The organism is Pararhizobium sp. A13 (assembly GCF_040126305.1).
Lineage (GTDB): Bacteria > Pseudomonadota > Alphaproteobacteria > Rhizobiales > Rhizobiaceae > Pararhizobium.
In genome coordinates, this window is record NZ_CP149510.1 from 1,038,862 (window position 1) to 1,060,000 (window position 21,139).

General features: G+C 61.9%; 19 protein-coding genes (1 of these 19 cut by a window edge). 10 read left to right on the forward strand and 9 right to left on the reverse strand.

The annotated features are described in order from the left end of the window. The first annotated feature begins 23 nt into the window (after positions 1–23). From hslV to WI754_RS04960, 5 genes are all read left to right on the forward strand, one after another. Positions 24–548, forward strand: a complete 525-nt coding sequence (gene hslV, locus WI754_RS04940; protein WP_349436542.1) for an ATP-dependent protease subunit HslV — start codon at positions 24–26, stop codon at positions 546–548. Then, positions 538–1,056: a GNAT family N-acetyltransferase gene (locus WI754_RS04945; protein WP_349436543.1), complete on the forward strand. Its 519-nt coding sequence runs from the start codon at positions 538–540 to the stop codon at positions 1,054–1,056. Before hslV ends, WI754_RS04945 begins: the two co-directional genes overlap by 11 nt. Then, on the forward strand, positions 1,053–2,357 hold the full coding sequence (gene hslU / locus WI754_RS04950; RefSeq protein WP_349436544.1) for an ATP-dependent protease ATPase subunit HslU: 1,305 nt from the start codon (positions 1,053–1,055) through the stop codon (positions 2,355–2,357). Before WI754_RS04945 ends, hslU begins: the two co-directional genes overlap by 4 nt. 447 nt (positions 2,358–2,804) lie before the next feature. Beyond that, complete coding sequence (locus WI754_RS04955; protein ID WP_349437731.1) at positions 2,805–3,737, forward strand: DUF1402 family protein; 933 nt, start codon at positions 2,805–2,807, stop codon at positions 3,735–3,737. Between the two features lie 79 nt (positions 3,738–3,816). Further along, positions 3,817–5,211, forward strand: coding sequence for a cytochrome P450 (locus tag WI754_RS04960; protein ID WP_349436545.1), 1,395 nt, complete (start codon positions 3,817–3,819; stop codon positions 5,209–5,211). On the opposite strand, the gene WI754_RS04965 is transcribed toward WI754_RS04960, so the two are convergent. Continuing rightward, positions 5,174–5,791: a hypothetical protein gene (locus WI754_RS04965; protein ID WP_349436546.1), complete on the reverse strand. Its 618-nt coding sequence runs from the start codon at positions 5,789–5,791 to the stop codon at positions 5,174–5,176. The genes WI754_RS04960 and WI754_RS04965 overlap by 38 nt on opposite strands. A gap of 141 nt (positions 5,792–5,932) precedes the next feature. Here WI754_RS04965 and WI754_RS04970 point away from each other — a divergent pair, with 141 nt between their 5' ends. The 4 genes from WI754_RS04970 to WI754_RS04985 all read left to right on the forward strand — a co-directional run bounded on the left by WI754_RS04970 (position 5,933) and on the right by WI754_RS04985 (position 11,343). Next, positions 5,933–7,933: a hydantoinase/oxoprolinase family protein gene (locus WI754_RS04970; protein WP_349436547.1), complete on the forward strand. Its 2,001-nt coding sequence runs from the start codon at positions 5,933–5,935 to the stop codon at positions 7,931–7,933. Between the two features lie 109 nt (positions 7,934–8,042). Next, positions 8,043–10,211 (forward strand): malate synthase G, encoded by a 2,169-nt coding sequence (locus tag WI754_RS04975; RefSeq protein WP_349436549.1) that lies wholly within the window; start codon positions 8,043–8,045, stop codon positions 10,209–10,211. A gap of 147 nt (positions 10,212–10,358) precedes the next feature. Beyond that, positions 10,359–11,093, forward strand: coding sequence for an SDR family oxidoreductase (locus tag WI754_RS04980; protein WP_349436551.1), 735 nt, complete (start codon positions 10,359–10,361; stop codon positions 11,091–11,093). A 10-nt stretch (positions 11,094–11,103) separates the two neighbouring features. Further along, on the forward strand, positions 11,104–11,343 hold the full coding sequence (locus tag WI754_RS04985; RefSeq protein WP_349436553.1) for an Atu4866 domain-containing protein: 240 nt from the start codon (positions 11,104–11,106) through the stop codon (positions 11,341–11,343). Between the two features lie 30 nt (positions 11,344–11,373). Here the strand turns inward: WI754_RS04985 and WI754_RS04990 are convergent, their stop codons facing one another. Both WI754_RS04990 and WI754_RS04995 read right to left on the reverse strand, forming a co-directional pair. Then, a complete protein-coding gene (locus tag WI754_RS04990; RefSeq protein WP_349436554.1) occupies positions 11,374–12,279 on the reverse strand; it encodes an AraC family transcriptional regulator in 906 nt (301 codons plus the stop codon). A gap of 149 nt (positions 12,280–12,428) precedes the next feature. Beyond that, complete coding sequence (locus WI754_RS04995) at positions 12,429–13,091, reverse strand: L,D-transpeptidase (RefSeq protein WP_349436555.1); 663 nt, start codon at positions 13,089–13,091, stop codon at positions 12,429–12,431. A 181-nt stretch (positions 13,092–13,272) separates the two neighbouring features. Between WI754_RS04995 and WI754_RS05000 the strand changes: the two genes are divergently transcribed. Further along, positions 13,273–13,806, forward strand: coding sequence for an MmcB family DNA repair protein (locus WI754_RS05000; protein WP_349436556.1), 534 nt, complete (start codon positions 13,273–13,275; stop codon positions 13,804–13,806). A gap of 12 nt (positions 13,807–13,818) precedes the next feature. Here the strand turns inward: WI754_RS05000 and WI754_RS05005 are convergent, their stop codons facing one another. The 6 genes from WI754_RS05005 to WI754_RS05030 form a co-directional block, all read right to left on the reverse strand. Next, positions 13,819–14,412, reverse strand: a complete 594-nt coding sequence (locus tag WI754_RS05005; protein WP_349436557.1) for an ActR/PrrA/RegA family redox response regulator transcription factor — start codon at positions 14,410–14,412, stop codon at positions 13,819–13,821. A 79-nt stretch (positions 14,413–14,491) separates the two neighbouring features. Then, positions 14,492–15,796 (reverse strand): ActS/PrrB/RegB family redox-sensitive histidine kinase, encoded by a 1,305-nt coding sequence (locus WI754_RS05010; protein ID WP_349436558.1) that lies wholly within the window; start codon positions 15,794–15,796, stop codon positions 14,492–14,494. A 30-nt stretch (positions 15,797–15,826) separates the two neighbouring features. Further along, positions 15,827–18,295, reverse strand: coding sequence for an ATP-dependent helicase HrpB (gene hrpB, locus WI754_RS05015; protein ID WP_349436559.1), 2,469 nt, complete (start codon positions 18,293–18,295; stop codon positions 15,827–15,829). Further along, on the reverse strand, positions 18,292–18,957 hold the full coding sequence (locus WI754_RS05020) for an ATP-binding cassette domain-containing protein (protein ID WP_349436560.1): 666 nt from the start codon (positions 18,955–18,957) through the stop codon (positions 18,292–18,294). The genes hrpB and WI754_RS05020 overlap by 4 nt, the downstream gene beginning before the upstream one ends. Next, positions 18,958–20,631, reverse strand: a complete 1,674-nt coding sequence (locus WI754_RS05025; protein WP_349436561.1) for an ABC transporter permease — start codon at positions 20,629–20,631, stop codon at positions 18,958–18,960. 37 nt (positions 20,632–20,668) lie between these two features. Further along, a protein-coding gene (locus WI754_RS05030; protein ID WP_349436562.1) for an ABC transporter substrate-binding protein crosses the window boundary here: on the reverse strand, positions 20,669–21,139 show its 3' portion. It continues 768 nt past the right edge of the window; only the last 471 of its 1,239 coding nucleotides appear in the window; its start codon lies beyond the right edge, outside the window; it ends in the stop codon at positions 20,669–20,671.

Sequence of the window (21,139 nt, forward strand, 5' to 3'; positions counted from 1 at the left end):
GCAACCGGACAGGTAGGGATTTCATGACAACAATTATTACCGTCCGAAAGGGCGGACAGGTGGTGATGGCGGGCGACGGCCAGGTGAGCCTCGGCCAGACCGTGATGAAGGGCAACGCCCGCAAAGTCCGCCGCCTCGGCAAAGGTGATGTGATCGCTGGTTTCGCCGGCGCCACGGCCGATGCCTTCACGCTGCTGGAGCGGCTCGAAGCCAAGCTTGAGCAGTATCCGGACCAGCTGATGCGCGCCGCCGTCGAACTTGCCAAGGACTGGCGCACGAACAAGTATCTGCGCAATCTCGAAGCGATGATGCTGGTCGCCGACAAGTCGATCACGCTGGCGATCACCGGCAATGGCGACGTGCTTGAACCCGAACACGGCACGATCGCCATCGGTTCCGGTGGCAACTATGCCTTCGCCGCGGCGCGCGCGCTGATGGATTCGGACAAGACGGCCGAAGAGATCGCCCGCCGGGCAATGGAGATCGCCGGCGATATCTGCGTCTACACCAACGGCAACATCGTCATCGAAAAGCTCGATGCAGCCTGATCCGGCCATCGCCTTCACGGCTGTTGACGAGAACCATATGCCGACGCTGTTTGGCTGGTTGTCGCAGCGGCATGTGCGGCAATGGTGGGGCGAGCCGGATGAGGAGCTGAAACTCATCCGCGACGGCTGCGCGACCGGTGAAGTCGAAGGCTTCGTCTTTTCGGTTGATGGCGAGCCGGCCGGCTACATACAGTCCTGGCTGCTGACGCAATATGACAGTGAGTCCTGGGCAAGGGACCTGACGCCGGATACCCCCGGCATCGACATCTTTGTCGGACCGCCGGAGATGACCGGCAAGGGGGTAGCGCCGGCGTTTATCAGGGCCTTTGCGGCCCGGCTTTTCAGCGGCACCGCGCCACGGATCATCATCGATCCCGATACAGAGAATAAACAGGCCCTGCGGGCTTATGCCAAGGCGGGTTTTACCCCTTATGGCGAATGGAACGACAGCACTGGGCGTACAATCCTGATGGAATTGACCCGGACAGAATTTGAGAGGATGTCATGACCACATTTTCACCCCGCGAAATCGTGTCGGAGCTCGACCGGTTCATCATCGGCCAGCACGACGCCAAGCGCGCTGTCGCCATTGCGCTGCGCAACCGCTGGCGCCGCCAGCAGCTCAATGACGAGCTGCGTGATGAGGTGATGCCGAAGAACATTCTGATGATCGGTCCGACCGGCGTCGGCAAGACAGAGATTTCGCGCCGCCTCGCCAAGCTCGCCGGCGCCCCCTTCATCAAGGTTGAGGCGACGAAATTCACCGAAGTCGGCTATGTCGGCCGCGATGTCGAGCAGATCGTCCGTGACCTCGTTGAAGTCGGTATCGGCCTTGTGCGCGAAAAGAAGCGCGCTGACGTCAAGGCCAAGGCGCATCTGAACGCCGAGGAACGCGTGCTCGATGCTCTGGTAGGCGCCACCGCCTCGCCGGCGACGCGCGACAGCTTCCGCAAGAAGCTGCGCGCCAACGAACTGGACGACAAGGAAATCGACATCGATATTGCCGATACATCGACGCCCGGCGGCTTCGAGATTCCCGGCATGCCCGGCGCCAATATCGGCGTGCTCAACCTGTCGGAAATGTTCGGCAAGGCCATGGGCCAGCGCACCAAGAAGGTCCGCACGACGGTCAAGGACAGCTACGGCATCCTGATCAATGACGAGTCCGACAAGCTGCTCGACAATGAAGAGATCCAGCGCGAAGCGGTCCGTTCCGCAGAGAACGACGGCATCGTCTTCCTCGATGAGATCGACAAGATCGCCGCGCGCGATGGCGGGATGGGCGCAGGTGTTTCACGCGAAGGCGTGCAGCGCGACCTGTTGCCGCTCGTCGAAGGCACGACGGTGGCGACCAAGTACGGGCCGGTGAAGACCGACCATATCCTGTTCATCGCCTCCGGTGCCTTCCACGTCTCGAAGCCCTCGGATCTGCTACCTGAGCTTCAGGGCAGGTTGCCGATCCGCGTCGAGCTGAAGGCGCTGACCAAGGAGGATTTCCGCCGTATTCTGACGGAAACGGAAGTCAGCCTGATCCGCCAGTACAAGGCGCTGCTGGAGACCGAGGGCGTCAACCTGGACTTCACAGACGACGCACTCGACGCGCTCGCCGATGTCGCGGTGCAGCTCAATTCGAGCGTCGAGAATATCGGCGCCCGGCGCCTGCAGACGGTGATGGAGCGGGTTCTCGATGAAATCTCCTATGCGGCTCCGGACAAGTCCGGTGAATCGCTGAAGATCGACGCAGACTATGTGAAGAAGCATGTCGGCGATCTCGCCGCCAATACGGACCTGTCGCGTTATATCCTCTAACGGCACTGCCGCTTAAACTAAAACCGATGAGGGCACCTGTCGCTGACGGGTGCCTCAGACTACCGACAAACCCTGAAAAACGGGTGTTTGACGAAGTGGGCACCCCATTTCTCCGTCATCCTCGCCCTTGTGGCGGGGATCCAGCGACACGACGTCCGTCGGGTCAAAAGACCTTTCAGCCCAATGATTTGGGCTGGCTGGATTCCTGCGACAAGCACAGGAATGACGGAGGTTTTGGCTGGCGTTTAATTTCCCCAATGACCTGCCAATGATAAGAAATGACTTTGTCAGCAGTCTCAGCGCGCCTTGTTGTTTCCCGAGCCCGCACGCGATAAGCCTTTCTTCGTGCCGGGCATGATTCCGACACGATTTTGCCGCATGCGTCCCCGCGCATCAAAGCCAGTCTTGACAGGTCACAGGAAACCGCTCGTGCGCGCTATTGTTCAAATGCTTCTTCTTGCGGGAATGATTCTCGCTACCGGTCCCGCCACGGCAGACGGACTACGCGTCGTGCCCGAAGGCAACCGGTATCAGGAGCAGCCGAACGTGCCGGGCGCCTCCGTGCGCCGGACGAAGGCTGGGAAGACATCCTTCGATGCGAAATACGAGAAAGTGCGCAATCTTCTCGCCACTGATGGCAAGCTGATCAGCAAGATCAAGGCGACGGCGCGTGCCTATGGCATCGATCCGATCCACATGATCGGCGCCATCGTCGGCGAGCATACCTACAACGTCGATGCCTATGACCGGCTGCAGTCCTATTATGTCAAGGCGGCCGCCTATGCCGGCGACAGTTTCCGCTTCGGCTATGAGGGTGAGACGGTCGCGGAATTCGTGTCGCGGCCGGAATTTGCCAAATGCGCGGGCAAGAAGAGCTCCTATGCGCTCTGGAGCTGCCGCGAAAGCGTGTGGGACAGCCAATTCCGCGGCAATACGGTCGGCGGAACGTCCTATCCGAACAATCGCTTCAGCGCCGTCTTCTTCCAGCCGTTCTTTGCCGGCCAGACATTCGGCCTTGGCCAGATCAATCCGCTGACGGCCCTGATGCTGACCGACATGGTCTCACGCGTCTCCGGCTATGACCGGCTGGATGAAAACGACGCCTCCGGCGTCTACACGGCGATCATGGATCCCGATCAATCGCTCGCCTATATGGCGGCCTCCATCCGTCATTCGATCGACGCCTACAAGTCGATCGCAGGCATGGATATTTCCGATAATCCCGGTATCACCGCGACCCTCTACAATGTCGGCAATCCCGACCAGCGCGCTGCAGCGCTTGCCGCCAGGAACCAGGGCGGCGAGATGCAGTGGCCCGAGGAAAATTATTATGGCTGGCTGGTCAACGACAAGCTGGCGGAATTGAAAGCGCTGCTTTAATTTTCCTGAAATCGCCACACCTTTATGCAAAACTGAGCGGTTGGAGTCGCCAATGTGTGGCGGCGCGGAAAGCCCATCCATGGATATGAGAGCTGAACCTTTCGAGCCGCCTGCGCCGATCCCGCGCGCGGTGCCGCCCTCGCGTCTCCAAATCATCCGCACCGTGATGCGCAATCCGCTCGAATTGTGGGGCGAGCCTTCCTATACGCTGCCCTGGATCGACACAAAGTTCATCAATCAACGCACCCTGATCGTCAACGACCCGAACCTGATCCGCTACGTGCTTGTCGAGAATGCCTCGAATTATGAAATGTCCAAGGTTCGCCGCCTCATTCTGCGGCCGATTCTGCGCGATGGGCTGTTGACGGCCGAGGGCGAAGTCTGGAGGCGATCCCGCAAGGCGATGGCGCCGGTCTTCACACCGCGCCATGCCAGAGGTTTTGCCAAGCAGATGCTGGCGAAGACCGAGGAGTACGTCGCGAAATACGACGAGGTAGCGGCGACCGGCGCGGTCGTCAATATCGCCAATGACATGACCGAGCTGACCTACGGGGTCCTCTCGGAGACGCTGTTTTCCGGGCAGATCGCCGCCGAGACCGAGGGGTTTGCCGACAGCGTCGAACGCCTGCTGCATCGCATGGGCCGTGTCGATCCCATGGACCTTCTGCTTGCGCCGCCCTGGGTACCCCGTCTGACCCGCATTGGCGGTGCCAAGGTGATGGCGGAATTCCGCGGGATCGTCGAGAAAACCATGGATCACCGGCGGCAGCTGATCCGCTCGGATCCGGCGGCCGCACCCCAGGATTTTCTGACGCTGCTTCTGCAGCTGGAGCGGCCGGACGGTCTTTCGACCGACGAAATATCCGACAATATCCTGACCTTCATCGGCGCCGGGCACGAAACGACCGCACGGGCGCTTGCCTGGACGCTCTATTGCGTCGCCAATTCCCCGCATGTACGCGAGAATATGGAGGCCGAGATCGATGGCGTACTGTCGAGCGGTGCCGAACCGGTGGACTGGCTCGATCTGATGCCGCATGTGCGCGCTGCCTTCGAAGAGGGAATGCGGCTCTATCCCCCGGCGCCCTCGATCAATCGCGCGGCGATCGAGGCCGATTCGTGGACCTCGCCCGAGGGAGAACGTGTGGACATCCCGAAGGGTATTTCGGTCCTGATCATGCCCTGGACACTACATCGTCACGCACTCTACTGGGAAAAGCCGCGCGCCTTCATGCCGGAACGTTTCCTGCCGGAAAACCGCGACAAACTGCACCGCTTCCAATACCTGCCGTTCGGGGCAGGGCCGCGCATCTGTATCGGTGCCACCTTTGCCTTGCAGGAGGCGGTTATCGCGCTGGGTGTCATGATGAAGCGTTTCCGGTTCGACATGACGCCGGAAACCAAGCCCTGGCCCGTGCAGCGGCTGACGACGCAGCCTAGGGGCGGGCTGCCGTTGAGGGTGTCGGCTCGGTAAATGTCTTGCCTGGCGTTTCCGATTGCACGGAGCGGATCGGCGAATCGGCAGGGACCGGCTCTTGCAGCTGTTTTTTCGGTTTCTTGATCGTCTTGATCGCTGCGCAGGTGGAATCGCCAACGCCTTCGCACGGCTTGTAGACGACGATTTCGCTGCCCGCTCCGTCGTCCCAGACAGCCTGGATGGTCAGCGTTTTCGCTTCTCCAGCTGGCAGCGAGATATAGATATACTCGTTGGTATTGTCCTCGGGCAGGTTGAAGGGGATCTGCGGATTGCATTTGCCGAGCGGGAAGCGTTTGTCGAGAGCATCCGAATTGACCGAGTAACGGATTTCCGAGAGCCGGCAATGCATGGTCTGCAGCGTGGTGAAATAGATCAGCTGCTTGTCGTCGTAATTGCGGAACTGGATCCAGCCGGTTGTCTTGTTGGCGTCGAGCATCGCCTTGTAGATCGAGACATCGGGAAGGACCGGCTTGTATTCCTCCTCGTCCTCGGCGTCCTGGGCAAAACCAGGACCGGAAAGGGCTGGGCAACCCGCAAGCGCGAGCACCAGAAAGAGCATGCGTGAGAAACAGGTCATGCGAGGTCCTCTTGTGTCGCGTTGTCGCTGCGTTGAAATATCCACGTCGGCGCAGCGATGGCCTTTCGCTGAAAGATGTCATATCACCTCGACCATATGCTTTGAAGCCGGGTTTCCGGCGCTGCGGGAATGGACGTTGCTTTGACTGATCATCTTCTCCTCGGTATCGACACCGGCGGAACCTATACCGATGCGGTTCTCTTCAGCGAGACTGCGGGCGTCGTCGCCAAGGCAAAGGCGCTGACCACCCGCCACGACCTCTCCGTCGGCATCGCCGGCGCCGTCGAGGCGGTGCTGGAGCAGGCCAAAGCTCCCGCTTCCGCCATTAGCCTCGTTTCGCTGTCGACGACACTTGCGACCAATGCGCTGGTCGAAGGTCAAGGCGGGCGCGCCGGCCTCGTCATGATCGGTTTCGGTCCTGATGACCTGAAGCGCGACGGCTTGGCAGAAGCGCTCGGCTCCGATCCGGTGATCTTCCTGCCGGGCGGCCACAATGTGCATGGCGGCGAAACGCTGCTCGACATGACGGCGCTGGATGAGGCGCTGCCGCAGCTTTCGAGAGAGGTTTCGTCCTTCGCGATCGCCGGCTATTTCGCCGTGCGGAATCCGGCTCACGAACAGCGGGTGCGCGACCGTATCCGTGAGGTCTCGCATCTGCCGGTCACCTGCAGCCATGAGCTGTCTTCCAAGTTGGGCGGCCCGCGCCGCGCCCTGACGACGCTGCTCAACGCCCGCCTGGTCTCAATGATCGACCGGCTGATCGGTGCCTGCGAAGGCTTTTTGCAACAGCGCGGCATCGACGTGCCGATGATGGTGGTACGTGGCGATGGCGCTTTGATTTCCGCTGCCGAAGCCCGGTTGCGGCCGATCGAGACCATTCTGTCCGGCCCCGCTGCAAGCCTTGTCGGCGCCCGGCATCTGACCGGCCTCGACAATGCCGTCGTCTCCGATATCGGCGGCACGACGACGGATGTGGCAGTGCTCGACCAGGGACGCCCGCGTCTCGATGCGGAGGGCGCGGTCGTCGGCGGATTCCGCACGATGGTCGAGGCGGTCGCCATGCGGACCTTCGGGCTTGGCGGCGATTCGGAGGTCCGCATCAACGATCGCGGCCTCAAGGCGAAGATCGATCTCGGACCGCGCCGGTTCCTGCCTCTGAGCCTCGCGGCTGCCCAGCATGAGGATGCGGTGATTTCCGTGCTCGAACGGCAGTTGCGCACGGCCCATGTCGGCCGTCATGACGGCCGTTTCGCCGTCCGCACCGGCCTTCCGGACCATCTGGCGAGCGGTCTTCACACGCTGGAACAGGCCTTGTACGAGCGGATCGGCGCGGTGCCGGTGTCGTTGGAACATCTTTTGACGAGCACCCCGCAGAAGGCGACGCTGGACCGGTTGGTAGCACGCGGCCTTGTGCATATCTGCAGCCTGACACCGTCGGACGCCATGCATGTGCTCGGACGCCAGGGGCAGTGGAATGTGACGGCCGCGCGGTTGGGGGCTGAACTTGCCGCGCGCACCAAGGACGGGTCGGGCAAGCCGATTGCCGCCTCGGCCGAGGAACTGTCGGAACTGATCGTCGCCCGGCTCACGCGTCAGTCCGCCGAAGTCATTCTTTCCTCCTGTCTGGCGGAGGACGGCGCGGCGATCGATCCGGCCGTGTCGCTGGCTGTTGATCGGGCGCTGAAGCGTGAGCGTGGCATTGTCGGCTTTTCCCTCTCGCTCGACCGGCCGCTGGTCGGGCTCGGTGCTTCCGCGCCGGTCTATTATCCGGCTATCGCCGAAATGCTGCGCGCAGAGTCGTGCATTCCGGAAGAGGCGGGTGTCGCCAATGCGGTCGGCGCGGTCGTTGGCCAGGTGCGGGCTTCAGTGACCGTCTTTGTCACGACGCCGGAAGAGGGTATCTTCATCGTCAACGGTGCCGGGCCGAGCAGCCGCTTCCTGGATGAAGGCAAGGCCTTCGCATCCGCGCGAGAGCGGGCGGAAACGGCGGCGCTGGCTTCGGCCCGGGCGAATGGCGCGGACGAGCCGGCTGTGATGATGCGTGAGGATATCGATGCGCCGGAAGTTGAGGGCAGTCGAAAGCTCATCGAGGCGCGGTTCACGGCGGTTGCCAGCGGCCGGCCGCGCGTCGCGCATGACTGATTTGTTCCATTCTGGAAATAATTCTTCGCATTTTCGCTGGATTGACAGGGAATGAAACCATGAGAGACTGCGGCCTCTCATATTTGCGCGTTATTTCAGGGAGTTGCCGATGGGCCGGATTGAAAAGAATGGATTGAAGATCGATGCGGGCCTGCACGATTTCCTGTTGAACGAGGCATTGCCGGGCACCGGTATCGACGCCGATCGATTCTACACCGCTTTTTCTCAGATCGTTCACGATCTGGCGCCAAAAAATCGCGCCCTTCTCGCCAGACGTGACGTGCTTCAGGAGACGCTCGACACCTGGTACCGCCAAAACGGCGCGCCCGTCGACATGGCTGCCTATGAAAGCTTTCTGAAGGAGATCGGTTATCTTCTGCCGGAAGGGCCAAATTTCTCCGTCTCCACCAGCAATGTCGATCCGGAAATCGCCACCATCGCCGGACCGCAACTCGTCGTTCCTGTGATGAACGCACGCTACGCCCTGAACGCCGCCAATGCCCGCTGGGGCTCGCTCTATGATGCGCTCTACGGCACCGACGCCATCAGCGAAGACGGCGGCGCGGAAAAGGGCAAGGGTTATAACCCGGTTCGCGGACAGAAGGTTATCGCCTGGTCGCGTGGCTTTCTCGATGCCAGTGCGCCGCTTGCTGCCGGAAGCTGGAAGGACGTCACGGGGTTTGCGGTTACCGGCTCAAACCTGACCATTTCGACGGCTGCCGGTGCGACGACGCTCGGCGATGCGGCTCAATTTGCCGGCTCCCGCGGCGATGCCGCGTCGCCATCTCATCTGCTCTTGAAAAAGAACAACCTGCATATCCAGATCGTCATCGATGCATCGACGCCGACCGGCAAGGACGATCCCGCTCATATTTCCGACGTCATCCTCGAATCGGCGATCACCGCGATCATGGATTGCGAGGATTCCGTCGCCGCCGTCGATGCAGAGGATAAGGCCGTCGTCTATCGCAACTGGCTCGGCCTGATGAGGGGTGACCTGCAGGAGGAGGTCACCAAGGGCGCTAGCACCTTTATCCGCAAGCTCAATCCGGATTTCGGCTTCACCGCGCCGGATGGATCGGAGATTTCGCTTAAAGGTCGCGCTCTGATGCTGGTGCGCAATGTCGGCCACCTGATGACCAATCCCGCCGTTTTCGATCGCGATGGCAACGAGGTTCCGGAAGGGATCATGGATGCGATGATTACCGGTCTGATCGCGCTCTACGATATCGGCCCGAACGGCCGCCGGATGAATTCGCGCGAAGGCTCGATGTATGTCGTCAAGCCGAAGATGCACGGTCCGGAAGAAGTCGCCTTTGCTTCGGAAATCTTCGGCCGCGTCGAAGAGGCGCTGGGCATGGCGCCAAACACGATGAAAATGGGCATCATGGACGAGGAGCGCCGCACCACCGTCAACCTGAAGGAATGCATCCGGGCGGCGAAGGAGCGCGTCGTCTTCATCAACACCGGTTTCCTCGATCGTACCGGCGACGAGATGCATACCTCGATGGAAGCCGGTCCGATGATCCGCAAGGGCGACATGAAGCAGGCCGCCTGGATCGGTGCCTATGAGAACTGGAACGTCGATATCGGCCTGGAATGCGGCCTGTCCGGCCACGCCCAGATCGGCAAGGGCATGTGGGCGATGCCCGACCTGATGGCGGCGATGCTGGAGCAGAAGATCGCTCACCCGAAGGCTGGCGCCAACACGGCCTGGGTTCCGTCGCCGACGGCCGCGACGCTGCATGCAACGCACTATCACAAGGTCGATGTCGCCGCCGTTCAGGCAGGCTTGAAGAGCCGCGCGCGTGCAAAACTCAGCGATATCCTCTCTGTCCCGGTCGCATCGCGACCGAACTGGACGCCGGAGGAAATCCAGCGCGAACTCGACAACAATGCTCAAGGGATTCTCGGCTACGTCGTTCGTTGGATCGATCAGGGCGTCGGCTGCTCCAAGGTTCCCGACATCAACAATGTCGGCCTGATGGAAGACCGCGCGACCCTGCGCATTTCCGCCCAGCATATGGCCAACTGGCTGCATCACGGCGTCGTCACCGAAACGCAGATCGTCGAGACGATGAAGCGCATGGCGTCTGTCGTCGACGGGCAGAACGCAGGTGATTCGGCGTACACGCCGATGGCCGGCAATTTCGACGGCTCCATCGCCTTCCAGGCAGCGCTCGAACTGGTGCTGAAGGGCCGCGAACAGCCGAACGGCTACACCGAACCGGTCCTGCATCGCCGTCGGTTGGAGTTGAAGGCAAGCCAGGCAGCTTGACCGATCGGAGATTCCTGCAGATTCGCAATCTCCCTGGAGGATCAGGCAAGACTCTTGGAGGGATGATCTACCGCTGAAACGGCGTTCTGCATCATTGTCCTTTCCAGCGGCGGGCGTTCCCGCCGCAATAGAAAAGGGATAATGAAAATGTCAGCTATTACCGGAAAAGTGATCGCCATTACCGGCGCCAGCAGCGGTATCGGCGAGGCGACGGCGCGATACCTTGCAACGGAAGGCGCCCGCGTCGTGCTTGGCGCACGCCGCACTGACAGGCTGGAGGCCTTGATCGAAGCCATAAAAGCGGAAGGCGGAACAGCATTTTGCCGCGCACTCGACGTCACCGATCGTGCCGACATGGAGGTTTTTGCCCGCGAGGCCGTCCGCGAATATGGCCGCTTGGACGTCTTCATCAACAATGCCGGCGTCATGCCGCTGTCGCCGCTCGACGCGCTGAAAGTCGAGGAGTGGGACCGAATGATCGACGTCAACATTCGCGGTGTACTTCATGGCATTGCCGCAAGCTTGCCGATCATGAAGGCTCAGGGAACCGGTCAGATCATCAATCTGTCGTCGATCGGCGGCCACGCGGTTTCGCCGACGGCTGCGGTCTATTGCGCCACGAAATTCGCGGTAGGCGCGATTTCGGAAGGGTTGCGCCAGGAGAACGACCGGATTCGCGTCACCGTGATTTCGCCCGGCGTCACCGAATCGGAGTTGGCCGAAACCATCTCCAACGAGACGGCACGCGAGACGATGCGTGGCTTCCGCAAAATAGCCATTTCTCCGGAAGCGATCGCCCGCGCGATTGGCTATGCCATCGCCCAACCCGATGACGTGGATGTCAGTGAGCTGATTGTTCGTCCGACAGCAAGCCCTTATTGAGGAGACGGCGATGGCAGATCATCCCTATGTCGGCATGTGGGTCACAGCGGACGGCTATATCCGCCATGAGCTTTTGCCGGAGGGCCGTTACGACGAGGCGAGAGGAAGGCGCAGCAGCGCGTATCGTGGACGGTACACCGTGACCGGTACGCATATCGACTACGTCGACGACACGGGCTTCACCGCCGATGGCGATTTCATCGACGACGTTCTCCACCATGCCGGCATGGTGCTACGCCGTGAGAAATAAACAAACGCTTGCGGGTGCCCTCGGGTGCCCTCAAGCCTGCAGCAGATAGTCCGGCGAAGCCTTCAATCGGGCGATGTCGCGCAGTGGCGGCGCGCCGAACAGACGCGCATATTCCCGTGAAAACTGCGACGGACTTTCGTAGCCGACCGTATGGGCTGCGGTTGCCGCGTCAAGCGCTTGGCCAAGGATCAGCCGCCGCGCTTCCTGCAGGCGTAGCTGCTTCTGGTACTGCAGAGGGCTCATGGCCGTGACGTCCTTGAAATGCTGATGGAAGGAAGAAGCGCTCATGCGGGCCTGCTCGGCCATGTCCTCGATCCTCAGCGGCTTGTCGAAATTGCGCCGGATCCAGCCGATCGCGGCATTGACCTGCCGCAAACGGCTTTCTCCATGGGCAATCTGGCGCAATTGTCCGCCTTGCGGACTGACCAGCAGGCGATAGAGAAGCTCGCGTTCGATCAGCGGCGAAAGCATCGCGATGTCGCATGGACTATCCAACAGGCGCACGAGCCGCGCAGCGGTCTCGATCAGATCCGGCGTGGCGTCGTTGACAAACAGGCCACTGGAAGCGGCGCCCCTTTCTTCGGTTTCCGGTTGCCCAGCGGTGATCAGGATTTCGCTGAGCAGCACCGGATCGAGGTCGATTCGGAAACAAAGATAGGGCTTTTCCGCCGTCGCGGAGATGATCTGGCCGACAACGGGCAGGTCGACGGAAACCGTCAGATAGCGGCTGCGATCGTATCGATAGATGCGATCTGCCAGCATCACCTGTTTTTCACCCTGGGCGACGATGCAGACAGCTGGTGCATGCAGAACGTGAAGGGGGGTGGTGGGATGGGAGGCGCGAATGAGAAAGACCCGCGGAATCGCTGTCGGATGCACACCGTCCTGATGTGTATGCTTGTCCATCAATGCCGCGAGATTTTCGATATCGTACAAGAGGAAGCCTCCGCAAAACGCTGCAGGCAGATATCGGAAAGGGGAAGCCTGGCGTCAAGGCGGAAGCTTCAGGCAGATTGGCGACCGTAAAAACAAAATCCCCGGACGGGCCGGGGATTTGAAAGTATCTGCGATGTTCGCGCCAGCGGTTACTGCTGGACGATGACGCGGGTGTTCTTGCCCGGGCGGACGCGGGCGTAGAGATCGATGATGTCCTGGTTGATCATCCGGATGCAGCCCGAAGAGGCGGCGGTGCCGATCGATGCCCATTCCGGCGAGCCGTGAATACGGAACAGCGTATCCTTGCCTTCGTCGTTGAACAGGTACATGGCGCGTGCGCCAAGCGGATTGCGCAGGCCCGGGCCCATGCCGTCCTCGACATATTGCGCCACTTCCGGCTTGCGCTCGGCCATTTCCTTCGGCGGATGCCAGGTCGGCCATTCCTGCTTCCAGGCGACATAGGCGCGGCCTTCCCATGCGAAGCCCGCCTTGCCGACGCCAATGCCGTAGCGAACGGCCTTGCCGCCAGGCAGCACAAAATAGAGGAATCGGCTCGGCGTGTTGACAATGATCGTGCCGGGTTTCTCGGCCGTGGTATAGTCGACGATCTGGCGGTGGAACCGCTCGTTGACCTTGTTGATCGGGATCGCCGGCAGGGCGTATCCGTGGTCTTCGACCGGACCATAGCCGCTGGAGAAAATCTGGTTGGTCGCGACTTTTTCACCGATGGGAGAGATCGGTGCGGTGGAGCAACTGGCCAAAGCGAGGGTGGCCGCGAGGCTGCACAGCAGAACTGCATTGCGGAAGCGCATGGGTGTCTCTTAAAATGAAGTTAAGAATATCTGGGTCGGCTCGACCATCAGCGATTATGGTTTATTTTCGATTAACATCCCGATTGCAAGTGAATGCGGTGCAGCATTTCTGCCGGATGTTTCAAAAACTCCACGGAGTGTTTTTTTGCAACAAAAGCGGCCTTGTGCCAGAGATTAATGCATGGCGATTCTCTCTATCCACAACGATAGTCCTTTGATCGACGGCCGGCAGTCGCAGCGCGCGCTCATGGTGCGCCGCGGCGTGCAGCGTTACTTGCATGAAATGCGTCACGCGGTCTTGCCGGAACTGACGCTTGCGAGCGGCAGGCGAGCGGATCTGATCTCCATCTCGCCGAAGGGAGACATCTGGATTATCGAGATCAAGACGTCGATCGAGGATTTCAAGGTGGATCGGAAATGGCCGGACTACCGCATGCACTCGGACCGGCTTTACTTCGCGACCCATAGCGGCGTGCCGCTCGACATCTTTCCGGAAGAGTGCGGCCTTTTGCTGTCGGACGGTTATGATGCGGAGATGATCCGCGACGCACCGGAACACAGACTGTCAGCTCCGACGCGAAAGTCGGTATCCCTCAATTTCGCGCGGGTCGCGGCACAGCGGCTGATGCTGGCGGAATGGTCGGCGGATCGCGCAGGCGACACCAGCCCGAATATGCGGGAAATCGTTTCCGGCGCCCTCGATAGCGAAAGCTAAGACAAGCACACCTTATTTGGGCGCGCGCTTCGCCAGGATGCGCTGCAGCGTGCGCCTGTGCATGTTGAGCCGCCGCGCCGTTTCCGACACATTGCGCTCGCACATCTCATAGACGCGCTGGATATGTTCCCAGCGGACACGGTCCGCCGACATCGGGTTCTCCGGCGGCTCGGCGCGTTCGCCGGACTTCTGCACCAGGGCGGCAAAGATGTCGTCGGCGTCGGCCGGTTTGGCGAGATAGTCGACCGCGCCGAGCTTCACGGCGTTGACCGCTGTGGCGATGTTGCCATAACCGGTCAGCATGATGATGCGGGTGTCGTCGCGGCGGGCGCGGATCGCTTCGATCACGTCCAGCCCGCTGCCGTCGCCCAGCCGCAGATCGACGACCGCGTGTTTCGGCGGGCGGGTCTTCGCCTTGGCGATGCCTTCGGCAACAGATTCGGCGATATCGACGGAAAAGCCGCGGGTCTCCATCGCGCGGGCAAGGCGGCGCAGGAAGGGGGCGTCGTCATCGACGATCAGCAGGGAGGTGTCGGTTCCGATCAACGAGGCATCCAGCTTGCCGTCACCGGCGGCGGCTGCCTGTTCGGTGGTTCTTTCCGTCATGTCGCAATCCTCGGCACAAGTCTCATTTTTCCTGCGCTCCATGTAAGTTCGCATATTCCCGGTTCAAAACGCCGTAAAGTCATTTTGACAGTTTTGTGTCCATCAGCATGCGCGGCCATTCGACGCTAACGCGCGCGCCCGGCTTTTCCGGGCCACCGTTTTCGAAGGTCAACTTGGCGCCCGAGCGTTCCAGCAGCGTCTTGGCGATGAACAGCCCGAGGCCCAACCCGCCGGCGCTATCATCCTTCTGGCGCTTGGTCACATAAGGTTCGCCGATCCGGCTCAGGATGTCGGGTGCATAGCCGTCGCCATCATCCTCGATGGTGACCGAAACGATGTCCGGCGTATGCGTGACGGTCACCGTCACTTCCTTTTTGGCGTAGTCGACCGCGTTTTCCAGGAGGTTGCCGAGGCCATAGAGAATGCCGGCATTGCGGTTGCCGACGGGCTCGCTGGCGCGGTCGCCTATTTCGACAAGGTTGATCAGGATGCCGAATTCGCGGTGCGGCGCCATCACCTCCTCGATCAGTGACGACAGCGGCAGATGCCGCATATGGGCTTCGTTTTCGGAAGACAAGGTCGTCAGCCGCCGCAGGATATCGCGGCAGCGTTCGCTCTGGCTGCGCAGCAATTGCACATCCTCGCCAAAACGCGGGTCGTCGCCGAGTTCACGTTCCATCTCCTTGGCAACAACACTGATGGTAGCAAGTGGTGTTCCGAGTTCGTGTGCTGCTGCGGCTGCCAGCCCGTCGAGCTGTGACAGATGTTTTTCCCGCTGCAGCACCAGTTCCGTGGCTGTCAGCGCCTCGGAAAGTTCGCTTGCCTCCAGCGAGACGCGGTAGGTGTAGAAAGCCGCAAAGGCCGTGGTCGAAACGATGGCGAACCAGAAGCCCGCCGTGAGGATCGTCGGCACCAGAAGCACGACGCCCGGATACCACGGCAGCGGAAAGGGCGTGAACGCCAGTGCCGTGATCCCAAGAATGGCGAGGACCGCCAAAGCGACGCTGTGCCATTTGGGTTGCGAGGCAGACGAGATGATGACCGGCACGCAGACGAGCGGCGCAAAGGGATTGGCAAGGCCGCCGGTGATGAAGAGAAGCGCTGTCAATTGCGCCAGGTCGATGCCGAGCAGGGCAAAGGCCGCCGGCGGCTGTAACCGGTGCGTCGGCGGGTAGCGGATCGTGAGGTAGGCATTCACCCAGGCAAGAAAGGCGATGAGCGAGCAGCAGGCAATCAGCGGCAATGGAAAGCGCAGCCAGAAGGCGGTGATGATCACCGCGATCGATTGTCCGCCAACGGCCAGCCAGCGCAGGCGAACAATCGTCTGCAGCCGCAGCACGCGGCTTGTGGTCGGTTCGTCGCCATCGATTGCTGCCGCGGTCATCCGGTTTCCTGTCATTGCCGTCATCATGCTTCATGTACCACGTGGCTTTGCCCGTGTCGTCGGCAGCGCGTTTGCCGGATCCTCCGGCCAGGGGTGTTTCGGGTAGCGGCCGCGCATATCGGCGCGAACATCCTTCCAGGATCCGGCCCAGAATCCCGGCAGGTCGCGCGTGGTTTGCATCGGCTTGTGACCGGGCGAGATCAATTCCAGAAGCAATGGCAGCCGTCCGCCGCCGATCGACGGATGGACCTTCAGTCCGAAAAGCTCCTGCACGCGGATGGACAGGACCGGTTCGTCGCCGTCATACCGAATCGGGTGGCGCTGTCCTGTCGGCGCCTCGAAATGCGTCGGTGCGAGGCGTGTCAGATCGCGGGCAATCTCGTGCGGCACCAGCGACTGCAACCCTTCGGAAAGGCTGGCGGCGCTGATGTCGTCTATGCCCCGCGTCTCGCCCTGGAAGGGCACGAACCAATCCTCCAACCGCGCCAGCAGGCGGTCGTCCGACATGTCCGGCCAGGGCTCGCCGATGGTGCGGTACAGGAAACCGATCCGGTCACGCAGTTGAGCGGCCTCCTTCGAGAACGGCAGAACCGCCAGACCGAGTTGGCGCACGCCATCGGCCAAGGCACGGGCGGCCGGCTCGCCCTTTGGGCGCGGAAGCGGCGCTTCCTCGAAAACGATGGCGCCCAGGCGCGTCACACGCCTTGCCCGGACCTGCCGGCTTGGTTTGTCGAAGTACGTCTGGTCCTCGCGAATGATCGCTTGCGGCATATGGGCCTCGACATCGGCGCGGGAAATTTCTGCGGCGGCAAGAATGCGCTGGCCGCCGGCGCGCCCGGTGAGGTCGGCAATGACAAGCATCGAAGCGCCGGCCAGGCGCTCAGTTTCCGGCAGTTCCGCGCCGCGGCCATTGGCCATGACGAAACGTCCGCGCCCTCCGCGCTGCAAGGCGATCCGGTCCGGAAAGGCGTGCATCAGCAGGATGCCCGGCGGCACCGGATCGTTCGTCTCCCTGCCGGCACTCAAACCCTTTGCCATTCGCCGGGCAAGGCCGCGCGAGGCATCAGCACGATCGCCGCGCTCGGACTTGAAACGACGCAGCCGGTCTTCGAGATCGATACCATTTCCACCCAATCCCTGCTCGGTCAGGAGAACGGCCAGAAGACAGGCTTCATACGCCTGTCCCTCCCCTGCCGCCGAAACGGCCATGGCGGCCAGACGCGGCGGCAGGGCCAGCTGCCGGATTTGCTTTCCCCGCGCCGTCAAAGCGCCGTTGCCATCGAGTGCGCCGAGTTGGATGAGCAGCGCTTTCGCCTCCTGCCATGTCGTGGGTGGCGGCGGGTCGAGAAAGGCAAGGCCGGACGGATCTGTCACCCCCCAATGGGCAAGATCAAGCACGAGACCGGACAGGTCGCTCGACAAGATCTGCGGCGGCGTAAAGACCGGAAGCGCTGCCGTCTGACCCTGATGCCAGAGACGGATGGCGATTCCGGGTTCCGTGCGCCCGGCGCGACCGGCGCGTTGATCGGCCGAGGCGCGTGAGACGCGGACGGTCTCCAAACGGGTGATGCCGGTCGATGCCTCGAAGGCCGGCAGCCTTTGCAAGCCGCTGTCGACGATGATGCGCACCCCATCGATGGTGATGGAGGTCTCGGCGATCGAGGTGGCCAACACGATCTTGCGCGTGCCCGCCGGTGCCGGGCGGATCGCCGCGTCCTGTTCTTTCTGGCTGAGATTGCCAAAGAGCGGCGTGACAACGGTGGTCGCGTCGAACCGACCTTCCAGCCGCTCGGCCGTGCGGGTGATTTCCGCCTGCCCCGGCAGGAAGGCAAGGATGGAACCCGTGTCCTGACGGTGGGTTTCGATGATCGCTCGCGTCACGGCGTCTTCCACGCGTTCGGTGGACGGCCGTTCCTGATAGCGCACATCCACCGGAAAGCTGCGCCCTTGGCTCTCGATGACGGGTGCGCCGCCGAGAAGCCCGGCAACGCGCGCGACGTCCAGCGTTGCCGACATGACGATCAGCTTCAGGTCGTCGCGCAGCGCCTGCTGCACGTCGAGCGCCAGCGCCAGCCCGAAATCGGCATCGAGCGAGCGCTCATGAAATTCGTCAAACAGCACGGCCGAAACATTGGGCAGTTCCGGATCATCGAGCAGCATGCGGGCAAAGACGCCCTCGGTTACCACTTCGATGCGGGTCTTGGCTGATACCCGGCTGTCGAGCCGCATACGGTAGCCCACCGTCTCGCCCACCGTTTCGCCAAGCAGGCTTGCCATGCGGCCGGCGGCGGCGCGGGCCGCGAGGCGCCGTGGTTCGAGCAGAATGATCCGGCCATCGCCGCGCCATGATTGCTCAAGTAGGAAGAGTGGCACCAGCGTCGTCTTGCCCGCACCGGGCGGGGCGGACAGCACAACGGATGGCGCCGCCGCCAAAGCCTTTCCAAGCGCAGGAAGGATAACCTTTATCGGCAGGTCCGGCAGTGTGTCCGTCACGCTCATCGCCCGGCTTCCTCGCCGATTGTCACAACCCGTCCCCCAGCCGCTTCCGCGTCGGCGCGGTCATGGGTAACGAGAATGATCGGTAGCCCTGAGGATTTTGCCCTGGAAAAAATCAGGGCGCGCGTCTGTTCGCGAAGGCCCGCATCGAGTTTCGAAAAAGGCTCGTCGAGCAAGAGGAAGCGCGGAGCAGATAGCATCACACGCTGCAGCGCCACCCGTGCCTTCTGCCCGCCGGATAGCGTGGCGGGATCCCGATCGAAGAAGCCGCTGAGCTCCACCTCGGCTAACGCCTGTTCCGCCATGCGCCGGCGCTGACCGCGCTTTCTGATGGAAGCCGTCAGGCCGAACAGAAGATTGCCACCAACGGACAAGTGGGGAAACAGCAGCGGATCCTGGAAAAGCATGCCAGCCTGACGTTTCTCTGCGGGAATGCCGGCGACGTCGCGACCGTCGATGAGGATGCGGCCGCTGCCGGTGAAGACCGGATCGAGAAAGCCGCCGAGATAGGCCAGCAGGGCCGATTTTCCGGAGCCGGACGGACCCATGACAGTCAGGATATCGCCGGGGCTGACAGTTGCGGACAACCACAGCAGCGTCCGGCCAGCCAGACTGATGGAAATCTCATCGAGATGGAGGCCGTCTGCCTTGCCGTCGGGTTTCATTCAAATCCTCATCGCGCGCCGGTCGCGGAATAGCAAGTGCGGCACCAGCGACGCAATGAGAAATCCAGCGAAGGGAATGATGGTCTGCAACAATGCGTAAACGCCGATGATGCGTCGATCTCCACCCGATGACAGGGCGACTGCCTCGGTGGTGATGGTGACGATCCGCCCGGCGCCGATCAAAAGCGTCGGCAAGTAGAGCCCGGCGGAAACTGCAAAGCCGACCGCAAAGGCGGTGAGGCAGGCCCGCGTCAGCATCGGCAGGCGAATGCGAAGCAGAATGGTGAGCGGTGCCTTCCCAAGCCCGACCGCCACCCTTTCATAACGCCGGTCGAAAGCCTGCCACGGCTGCGACAGGGAGAGCACGACATAGGGCAGCACGAAGATCAGATGAATGAGCAGCAGGAGCGCGAAGGAGGATCCGAACCCGAGCACGAGGCCCAATATCTGCAGGCCGAAGACGAAGCACAGCTGTGGCACGAGCAGCGGAAGGTAAAGCAGCGGCTGCAGCAGGCCCCCCGGGCGACAATCCTCCCGCCATAACAGGCCGATTGCCAAAAGCAGGGCAAGCGCGGACGAACTGCCGGCAAGGGCGATCGTCGTGATGATCGGCCCCGCGACCTCCGGCAAGGCCCGCATCCAGGGTTTCAGGGTCAGGGAATGTGGCAGCAGGGCGGGAAATGGCCAGAGACCGGCGACCGACCAGACGAACAGTGCCGCAAGCCCAAGAAAGATCATCACCGCCGAGATCATCATGGCGGCGCAGGCGATCCCGCAGATTACCTGATCATTGACATGGCGGGCACCGGATCCGGACATACGGCGGAGAACAAGGGAGCTCAGTTTCTCGACGGTGAGCCAGAGTGCCATGGCCGTCAGGGTCAGCCCGAATTGGAGCAGTGCTCCAGCCGAGGCGAGAAACCGCATCTGCAGATCGCTATCGGCCATCCATTCGGCAATGCGCACCGGTAAGGGCGCCGGCAGATCGGGCCCGAGGATCATCGCCATATCGACGACGGAACTCGCAAAGGCAAGCACGGCAAAAACCGGCAGGCGGATTTGCCGGTAGACAAGCGGCCAGGTGCTGACGAGAAATCCGCGGATGCGCCCGTATCCAAGACTGGCCGACAGGTGCCGGGCCTCCCGCAAAGGCACCTGCGGCAGAGCCGCCAGTGTCACGAGAAAGAGAAACGGCATCTCCTTGGCGACGAGCCCCGCCACCATCGTCAATCCCAACGGGTCGTGCGGCACCAGCCAATCGGGCGGACTGGCGTAGCCGGTCAGTGCCGGCGAGACGAGGCGCATCGCCAGCCCCGACGGCGCAACGAGAAAGGCGAGCCCGAAGGCGGCGGCGGCATGCGGCACGGAAAGCAGCGGCGACAGCAGATGCTGGATCCGCGAGAACATCGGCGTTCCCGCAAAAGCGGCCGTAAACAGCATGACCAGTCCGAGAGAGATGCCCGTCGCGGCCAGCCCCGTCGCCAGGCCGATCAGCGCGGAACGCATGAGATGCGGCTGCGCTGCGAGCGCTGCGATATGATCAAAGGTGAGATCGTCACCGCCAAGCGCCGGCAGATAGCCGAAGGCCGGGCCGATCGTGCTCGCGAGCCCAGCCAGAACCGGCAAGCCAACGAGGGCAAGAATCACGCTCGGCATGACGAAGCGGCGCTTCATTTCAGCCCCCTGAAGTCGCGACCGGTTTGGGTGTCCGTCAGTTTGCCGCCCCATAGCGCTTGATCCATTCCGCCTCGATCCGCGTCATCCAATCGGGATGCGGTTCGGGCAGTGCAGGACCGAGTTGATCGGGCGGAAGGGTCGCAACGCCGAGCTCAAGCGCTGCGAACGCTGCCCTGTCCGCTTCCGAAAGCTTGCTCAATGCCAGAACCGTCGGATCGCCCCAGATTTTCGGATCCTGCTTGTGTGCCTGCGCTTCCGGCGACAGCAGGAAATTGGCAAGCACCAGCGCGCCGGCCTTGGCATTGGCATTGTAGGGAATGGCGACGAAATGGGAGTTCCCGAGCGTTCCGCCAGGAAACACGAAGGAGCGCACCGTGTCCGGCAATTCACCGGCTGCGATCCCGGCCGACGCCTCCGCCGGGTTGAAGGCGAAGATGATGTCGAGTTCGCCGTCAGCCAGCTTCTGCTTCATGTCCGGATAATTCTGCGCAAAGGCCTTGCCCTT

Excerpts from the sequence above, each read along its gene's own strand:
- hslV (WP_349436542.1), top strand. The coding sequence starts at position 24 with ATGACAACAATTATTACCGTCCGAAAGGGCGGACAGGTGGTGATGGCG.
- WI754_RS04945 (WP_349436543.1), top strand. The coding sequence starts at position 538 with ATGCAGCCTGATCCGGCCATCGCCTTCACGGCTGTTGACGAGAACCAT.
- hslU (WP_349436544.1), top strand. The coding sequence starts at position 1,053 with ATGACCACATTTTCACCCCGCGAAATCGTGTCGGAGCTCGACCGGTTC.
- WI754_RS04955 (WP_349437731.1), top strand. The coding sequence starts at position 2,805 with ATGCTTCTTCTTGCGGGAATGATTCTCGCTACCGGTCCCGCCACGGCA.
- WI754_RS04960 (WP_349436545.1), top strand. The coding sequence starts at position 3,817 with ATGGATATGAGAGCTGAACCTTTCGAGCCGCCTGCGCCGATCCCGCGC.
- WI754_RS04965 (WP_349436546.1), bottom strand. The coding sequence starts at position 5,791 with ATGACCTGTTTCTCACGCATGCTCTTTCTGGTGCTCGCGCTTGCGGGT.
- WI754_RS04975 (WP_349436549.1), top strand. The coding sequence starts at position 8,043 with ATGGGCCGGATTGAAAAGAATGGATTGAAGATCGATGCGGGCCTGCAC.
- WI754_RS04980 (WP_349436551.1), top strand. The coding sequence starts at position 10,359 with ATGTCAGCTATTACCGGAAAAGTGATCGCCATTACCGGCGCCAGCAGC.
- WI754_RS04985 (WP_349436553.1), top strand. The coding sequence starts at position 11,104 with ATGGCAGATCATCCCTATGTCGGCATGTGGGTCACAGCGGACGGCTAT.
- WI754_RS04995 (WP_349436555.1), bottom strand. The coding sequence starts at position 13,091 with ATGCGCTTCCGCAATGCAGTTCTGCTGTGCAGCCTCGCGGCCACCCTC.
- WI754_RS05000 (WP_349436556.1), top strand. The coding sequence starts at position 13,273 with ATGGCGATTCTCTCTATCCACAACGATAGTCCTTTGATCGACGGCCGG.
- WI754_RS05005 (WP_349436557.1), bottom strand. The coding sequence starts at position 14,412 with ATGACGGAAAGAACCACCGAACAGGCAGCCGCCGCCGGTGACGGCAAG.
- WI754_RS05010 (WP_349436558.1), bottom strand. The coding sequence starts at position 15,796 with ATGACCGCGGCAGCAATCGATGGCGACGAACCGACCACAAGCCGCGTG.
- hrpB (WP_349436559.1), bottom strand. The coding sequence starts at position 18,295 with ATGAGCGTGACGGACACACTGCCGGACCTGCCGATAAAGGTTATCCTT.
- WI754_RS05020 (WP_349436560.1), bottom strand. The coding sequence starts at position 18,957 with ATGAAACCCGACGGCAAGGCAGACGGCCTCCATCTCGATGAGATTTCC.
- WI754_RS05025 (WP_349436561.1), bottom strand. The coding sequence starts at position 20,631 with ATGAAGCGCCGCTTCGTCATGCCGAGCGTGATTCTTGCCCTCGTTGGC.